General features: G+C 72.6%; 5 protein-coding genes and 1 pseudogene. 4 read left to right on the top strand and 2 right to left on the bottom strand.

Going from position 1 to position 6,209, the window contains the following annotated elements:
• Positions 1-521: pseudogene (locus ABZS66_RS59940) on the bottom strand (hypothetical protein); the annotation flags it as partial.
• Between the two features lie 239 nt (positions 522-760).
• On the opposite strand from ABZS66_RS59940, the gene ABZS66_RS59935 reads away from it, so the two are divergent.
• The 4 genes from ABZS66_RS59935 (at position 761) to ABZS66_RS59920 (ending at position 5,820) form a co-directional block, all read left to right on the top strand.
• The gene (locus tag ABZS66_RS59935; RefSeq protein ID WP_354773672.1) at positions 761-2,275 is read left to right on the top strand and encodes a dynamin family protein; all 1,515 of its coding nucleotides are present in this window, start codon (positions 761-763) and stop codon (positions 2,273-2,275) included.
• Positions 2,276-2,375: 100 nt separating this feature from the next.
• Positions 2,376-3,188 (top strand): nucleotide exchange factor GrpE, encoded by an 813-nt coding sequence (gene grpE, locus ABZS66_RS59930; protein ID WP_354773670.1) that lies wholly within the window; start codon positions 2,376-2,378, stop codon positions 3,186-3,188.
• Positions 3,185-5,101 (top strand): dynamin family protein, encoded by a 1,917-nt coding sequence (locus ABZS66_RS59925; RefSeq protein ID WP_354773668.1) that lies wholly within the window; start codon positions 3,185-3,187, stop codon positions 5,099-5,101. The genes grpE and ABZS66_RS59925 overlap by 4 nt, the downstream gene beginning before the upstream one ends.
• A gap of 14 nt (positions 5,102-5,115) precedes the next feature.
• The gene (locus tag ABZS66_RS59920) at positions 5,116-5,820 is read left to right on the top strand and encodes a hypothetical protein (RefSeq protein WP_354773666.1); all 705 of its coding nucleotides are present in this window, start codon (positions 5,116-5,118) and stop codon (positions 5,818-5,820) included.
• Positions 5,821-5,905: 85 nt separating this feature from the next.
• On the opposite strand, the gene ABZS66_RS59915 is transcribed toward ABZS66_RS59920, so the two are convergent.
• The gene (locus tag ABZS66_RS59915; RefSeq protein WP_354773664.1) at positions 5,906-6,130 is read right to left on the bottom strand and encodes a hypothetical protein; all 225 of its coding nucleotides are present in this window, start codon (positions 6,128-6,130) and stop codon (positions 5,906-5,908) included.
• Positions 6,131-6,209 lie beyond the last annotated feature (79 nt).

Here is a 6,209-nt window from a genome sequence, read left to right as displayed (position 1 = left end):
GACCGGGTGCGGCGGTCGGTCCCGGCCGCGACGGCGAGCGCGGCGTACACCGCGCCCGCGTCGCCCGGCAGCCGGTGCGGGGTCCGCAGAGTGACGACTATCCGACAGTGTTCGGCGATCGCGGGGAGCGCGGCCACGGTCAACGGGTCGGCCCACTGCAGGTCGTCGATGAGCAACAGGCCGTGACGGACGCGGGAGCGGACCGCTTCGGCGAGCAGCGGCGCGTCGTGTGAGGGAAGTCGCACCCGCACCGCCCGTGACAGGGCCAGGGCCGGCACACCGCGCAGCATCGCCAGCGCCCCACCGGCGAACACCGTCCCCCGGAACGCCTCCCCGAGCCGCTTCAGGATCGTTGAACGGCCCGTGCCCGGCGCCCCGGCGATGACTACCAGACCCGGGTTACGCAGGGCATCCACCGCGGCGGCGACAAGTTCGGCAGGCGGCCACGCCGCGGCACCAACCGTCGCCCGGCCGGTGACCGGCGGGCTGGCGACGGGTTCGTCGATCGGTGCCTCAGGCACGGGTCGCCTCCATTCGTGGCACGAACATGGGATCCTGCGCGCGCAGGATATTCGTAATGTGTGTGCCGTACGTGCGTGACATGACGGTACTGATTGCACCCAGGAGCGAATAATGAGCGAGGTCCACCCCTTGGACACCCGAGGGTACGTCGGCATTGTGGCTGAACCCACCGGCCTCGCGCAGTCGGCGATCAGTCTGTCGGCGGGTCTGTCCGCAGCGCAGAACCGGAGCTGAAGCCGTGGCTCCAGGACCGTTGAGCTCCCGCGTCGCCGACCTGTGCGCCGAGGTCGGCAACCGCCTCGGCGGCGCCACCCAGGCCCAGGTGACCGACGTGCGGCGGCGGCTCGGTGAACCGCTGCGGGTCGCGATCGCCGGCCGGCTCAAGTCGGGCAAGTCGACGCTGGTCAACGCGCTCATCGGGCGGCGGGTCGCGCCGACCGAGGTCGGCGAGTGCACCCGGATCGTGACCCAGTTCCGGTACGGCACCTCCGACCGGGTCGACGTCGTGAAACGCAACGGGGCCCGGGTCAGCCTCCCCCTCGACGAGGCCGGCATGATCCCCCAGCGGCTCGGGGTCGCCCGGCACGAGGTCGCGTACGTCGACGTCACCCTCACCAGCGACCACCTGCGCGACCTCACCGTCGTGGACACCCCCGGCCTGTCGTCGGCGAACACGGCCGTGTCCGACCAGGCCCGCCGGTTCCTGTTCACCGAGGCCCCGATCGACGACGACCTCGACTCCGACTCCGCCGGGGCGCTGTCCGGCGCCGAGGCGATCATCTACGTGTTCACGCAGTCGGTCCGGGAGGACGACGTGCAGGCCCTGGAGGCGTTCCGGTCGGTGTCGGCGCGGCTGTCGTCGAACCCGATCAACTCGCTCGGGCTGTTCAACAAGGTCGACAAGCTCGCCGGCGGCGGGCAGGACCCGTGGCCGATCGTCGCGCCGCTCGCCGGTGACCAGTCGAAGGTGCTGCGGCGGGTCGTCTCCGATGTGGTACCGGTGGTGGGTCTGCTCGCCGAGACCACCGAGGCGGGCCGGCTCACCGCCGCCGACTGTGAGGCGCTGCGGCAGCTCGCCGCCATGCCCCAGGGCGAACGCACCGTGCTGCTGGCCTCCGTCGACCTGTTCACGACCCGGGAATGCGGGATCACCCGCGAGTCGCGGGAGCGGCTGCTGCGGCTGCTCGACCTGTACGGGATCAGCTTCGCCATCGCCCAGCTGGTCGACAAGCCGACCCTCGCCACCGGTGAGCTGGTGCGGATGCTGTTCCAGGCGTCCGGGTTCCCGCGGCTGCGGCAGACCCTCGACCACGCGTTCCGGTGGCGCACCGACGCGATCAAGGCCGGGTGGGCGCTGTCGAGCCTGGAGAAGATCGCCAGCCACGCCGAGCGGCCCCACGACCGGGAACTGCTCCGCGACGCGATCGAGCGGGTCCTGCAGCAGCCCGAGTCGCACCGGCTGCGCCTGCTGGAGGTCGCGCAGCTGGTCACGACCGGCGCCGTCGACCTGCCCGACCAGATGGAGGGCGAACTGACCCGGCTGGCGCTGTCGAACGACCCCGGCTGGATCCTGAACCTGCCGCAGGCCGACCGGGACCAGATGGTCCGCGCCGCGCTGGACGCCGCGACCCGCTGGCGGGCCTACGCCGTCGCCGGGGCCAGCCCGTCCCAGTCACGGGTCGCGCTCGTCGCGCACCGCGGCTTCTACCTGCTGTCCCAGCGCATCCGCGGCGGTCAGGCGCATGCCCGATAGCCGAACCCCGAACCAGACCCTGAACCAGACCCTGAACCAGGCCCCAGCTCACCTGCGCACCGTGTCCCCTGTTCGTGGCCCCCACCCCCAGGAGCCGAAGATGTCCTCCAACAGCCTGCGTCTCGTCGCGGTCGGCGTCGCGCTCATCGTCGCGGTGCTCACCGGCGCGGCGACCGGCCTGCTCAGCGGCGCCCCCGACTGCCCGGCGGTCACCGTGACCCCCGGCGCCCAGAACGGCGGGCAGGGCTCCGCACCCGCCGGTGGTGGCGGCGCCGCCAAGGACGTCGGTGATGCCCTGAACGGCGGCAGCACCCCGAAGCAGCAGCCCGAACAGCAGAGCAGCACCCCCGCCGGGCAGCCGCAGGCACAGACCGTGCCGGCCTGCACCAGCCAGCAGACGTTCGGGTTCCAGCCGGCGCTCGTCGCGTTCGCCGGGGCCCTGTTCCTCGGCGCGGCCCTGCTGCTGCTGTTGCTGCTCGCCTCCCGCAAGGCCCCCGCCCCGGCCGCGGCGCAGACCGGGCGGGGCGGCCGGGGCGGGCCCGCCGGTGGGGCGGCCGACGCGGACCGGCGGGCGCTCGTGCAGGCCAGCATCTACGTGCGGGACCGGGTCACCAGCAAGGCCCTCGGCGACCGGCTCGGCGCGGCCCTCGCCGAGGCCGGGGTCACCGTCCTCGAACCCGTCGGGGTGCGGTTCGACCCGGCCCACCACGAGGCCGGCGGCACCACCCCCGCCACCGACCCCAGCCAGGTCGGGCAGATCTCCGCCGTCGAGGTCCCCGGCTACATCGACCGGGACGGGCGGGTCCTGCGGGCGCCGATCGTCACCGTCTACCAGGCCCCCCGCACCGCGGGCGGGCCCACCGGCGCGCACCAGACCGTCACACCGCAACCACGTAAAGGGCAGCAGCGATGACGCAGACCTCCAATCCGGCGCCGGCCGGCGCCGGGAAGAAGCCGGCCGACGCGACCCAGGCGCTCGGGAAGCTGCTGAAGGCCGGCGTCGACGGCAGCCTCGCCTTCCTCCGCAAGATCGACCCCGACGCGGCCGCCGACGTCGACACCGAACGTCGCCGTGACGTGCAGCGGCCGCGGATCGTCGTCGTCGGTGAGACGAAACGCGGCAAGAGCTCCCTGACGAACATGCTCATGGGCGTGCCGAACCTGTCGCCGGTCGACGCGGCCGTCGCGACCGCGTCGTACCTGGAGTTCACGCACAACCCGCAGCACGGCGCCCGCGCCTACATCCCCGGCCGGGAGGACCCGGTGCCGCTCGGCCTCGGCGACCTGCGTGACTGGGGCACCGTGCTGGGCCGGCTGCCCGACGGGATGCGCCCGCCGCGGCGGATCGAGGTGCACCACTCGGCGCCGCTGCTGCAGTACCTGACGCTCATCGACACCCCCGGCACCGGCGGTCTCGACTCGATGCACGCCGAGGTCGCGATGGACGCCGTGGAGAAGGCGACCGCGCTGCTGTTCGTCGTCGACTCGTCCTCGCCGTTCTCCAAGCCGGAGATGAACTTCCTCATCGAGGCGAGCAAGCGGGTCAACTTCGTGCTGTTCGCGCTGACGAAGGTCGACGCGTACCCGGGCTGGCGGACCATCCTCGCCGACAACAAGGGCCAGCTGCAGACCCACGCGCCCCGGTTCGGGTCCGCGCCCTGGTTCCCGGTGTCGGCGCGGCTGGCGGAGCTGGCGATGCAGATGCCGAAGGACGCCGCCGGTGACCTGATCCGCGAGTCGCGCATCGCCGAGCTCCAGCACGCCCTCATCGACCTGGCCAGCAAGGGGCACCTGCTGCAGCAGGCCAACGTGCTGCGGTCCGTGCGGTCCGAGTACATCCGCATCGACCAGGAGCTCGGCGACCGGATGAAGGCCACCGACCCCGACCCGGCCGACGCCGAACGGGCCAAGGAGGAACGGGCCCGGGTCGCGACCCGCAAACGCACCGAACAGCGGCAGTGGTCCCTGGCGCTGTCGACCGAGACCCAGCGGGCCCGGGTCGAGGCCACCACACGGCTGCGCAACTACATCACGCAGCTGCAGGAACAGTTCATGGAGAAAATCGACAAGGGTGGGCGCGGCGACGTCCAGAACCTGCCCCAGGAGGTCGACAAGGCGCTGTACGCGCTGTCCGTGCGGCTGTCGCACGACCTGGAGTTCCGGTTCCGCAAGGTCGGTGAGCGGGTCCTCGCGCAGGTGTTCCACCCCAACGAGCTGCAGCACGTGCTGCGGCAGCTCAACGCGAAGCTGCGCCACGCCCTCGGCACCAAACCCCGCCGGGACGGCGGCAACGGCGACGGGGCCATGGTCGTCATGTCGTCGGCCGGTATGGCGATGATGGCCGGCCGCGGCGCGATGGCCGGCGCCGGCGCGATGGGCCTCGCCGGGATCGCCGGCGCCGGGCTCGTCATCCCCGTCATCGGCATCGGTCTCGGCCTCGCCGCCGGCGCGTACATGATCTTCAAGCGGAAGAGCATGACGGACAAGGTGCAGACCCGCACCTGGCTGCGGGAGGTCCTCGGCGAGGCCCGCGCCGCCCTGTCCGACGAGATCATGCACCGGTTCACCGACCTGCAGTACGCGCTGACCCTCGCCCTCGACGAGGCCATCGAACGACGCCTCAAGCAGCTCGACGCCCACATCGCCGCGATCGACAAGTCCCTGGCCGAGGACAAGGCCGAACGGGCCAAGCGCAAGGCCGCGCTCAACACCGAACGGGAGGGGCTGCGCTCCCGGATCAAGCAGGTCGACGAGGTCCTCGTGCGGATCCGGGCACTCACGCCGAACGCGCCGACCGACACGGCCTCCGACCCGGCCGAAGCGTAGGGGGTTCACACGACATGGACGGGCACTGGGAATGGTCCGAAGGCGACGACGCCGCCGACACCGCCGACCTGGGCGGTGACGGTGGCGGACCCGCCGACTTCGGCGCCGACTACGGCTTCGAGCACACCGACCTCGGCGGTGACCTCGGGCACGACCTGGGCGGCGAGCACCACGACCTGGGGCACGACCTCGGCGGGGAACACCACGACCCCCATGACCTGGAAGAGCCGCTCGGCACCGAGCACGCCGCCGCGGACTACGACCACGCCGTCGAGACCGGCTACGGCGCCGACGACGTCCCGGAGCCGGACGTCCACACCGACCACACGGGCGATACCGGCGACACGGGCGACACGGCGGACGACGCCGTCGGCGACACGGTCGAGGAGCCGGTGACGTTCGGGGTCGACCCCGACGTCGACACCGGCGCCGACGACCCCGCGTGGCACGACGTGCCGTTCCCGGCCGAGCTGCACCTGGAGGACCCGCCCGAGCCCGTCGACGGGTTCCCGTGGACCGACGTCGACGTCATCGGCGGCGGCCACGAAACCCAGGAGGCCCACTTCGAACCGGCGGTGAGCGGGCCGGCCGACCCGGCTGGGCTGGCCGACTACGACGGGGCCGGCGTGCCCGACGGCGCCGACCCGTGGAGCCTGCTGCTCGGCTCCGACGACCCGGCCACCAGCAGCCTCGCCACGTTCTGGGCCCCCCAGTCCTGACCACAGCAGCGACGAAGAGGCCGCCTCCCGTGGGAGGCGGCCTCTTCCGTATGACCGAAGATATGACCGAAGAGCGGCAGGCGGGCTAGAAGGCCGTCAGCAGCAGGACCACGAACAGGATCGCGACCAGGACCAGCACGACCACGATCACCGCGATCCAGTTGCGTTCCGCCGCGTCCTCCGACTGCACCGGCGCCGGCCGGCCCCCCTGCGGCGGGAACGGCCCCGGACGCTGCTGGACGACCGGCTGCGGCACCGGTGCGGGCTGCGGCCGGTACACCGGCTGCGGCGGCACCACCGGGCGCTGCACCGGCGGGGCCTGCATCGGCGCCTGGCGGCCTCAACGAGGTCTTCCTCAACATCGCCCGGCGCAGCCAGACGCTGCTGCA

The sequence above is a fragment of the Dactylosporangium sp. NPDC005572 genome (genome assembly GCF_040605515.1).
Taxonomy (GTDB): Bacteria; Actinomycetota; Actinomycetes; order Mycobacteriales; family Micromonosporaceae; genus Dactylosporangium.
The sequence above is the reverse complement of the archived record's forward strand: the minus strand, read 5'-3'. Positions and strand labels throughout refer to the sequence as shown.

Bases quoted from the DNA above. Each gene is read 5' to 3' on its own strand.
- grpE (WP_354773670.1), top strand. From the start codon at position 2,376: ATGTCCTCCAACAGCCTGCGTCTCGTCGCGGTCGGCGTCGCGCTCATC.
- ABZS66_RS59925 (WP_354773668.1), top strand. From the start codon at position 3,185: ATGACGCAGACCTCCAATCCGGCGCCGGCCGGCGCCGGGAAGAAGCCG.
- ABZS66_RS59920 (WP_354773666.1), top strand. From the start codon at position 5,116: ATGGACGGGCACTGGGAATGGTCCGAAGGCGACGACGCCGCCGACACC.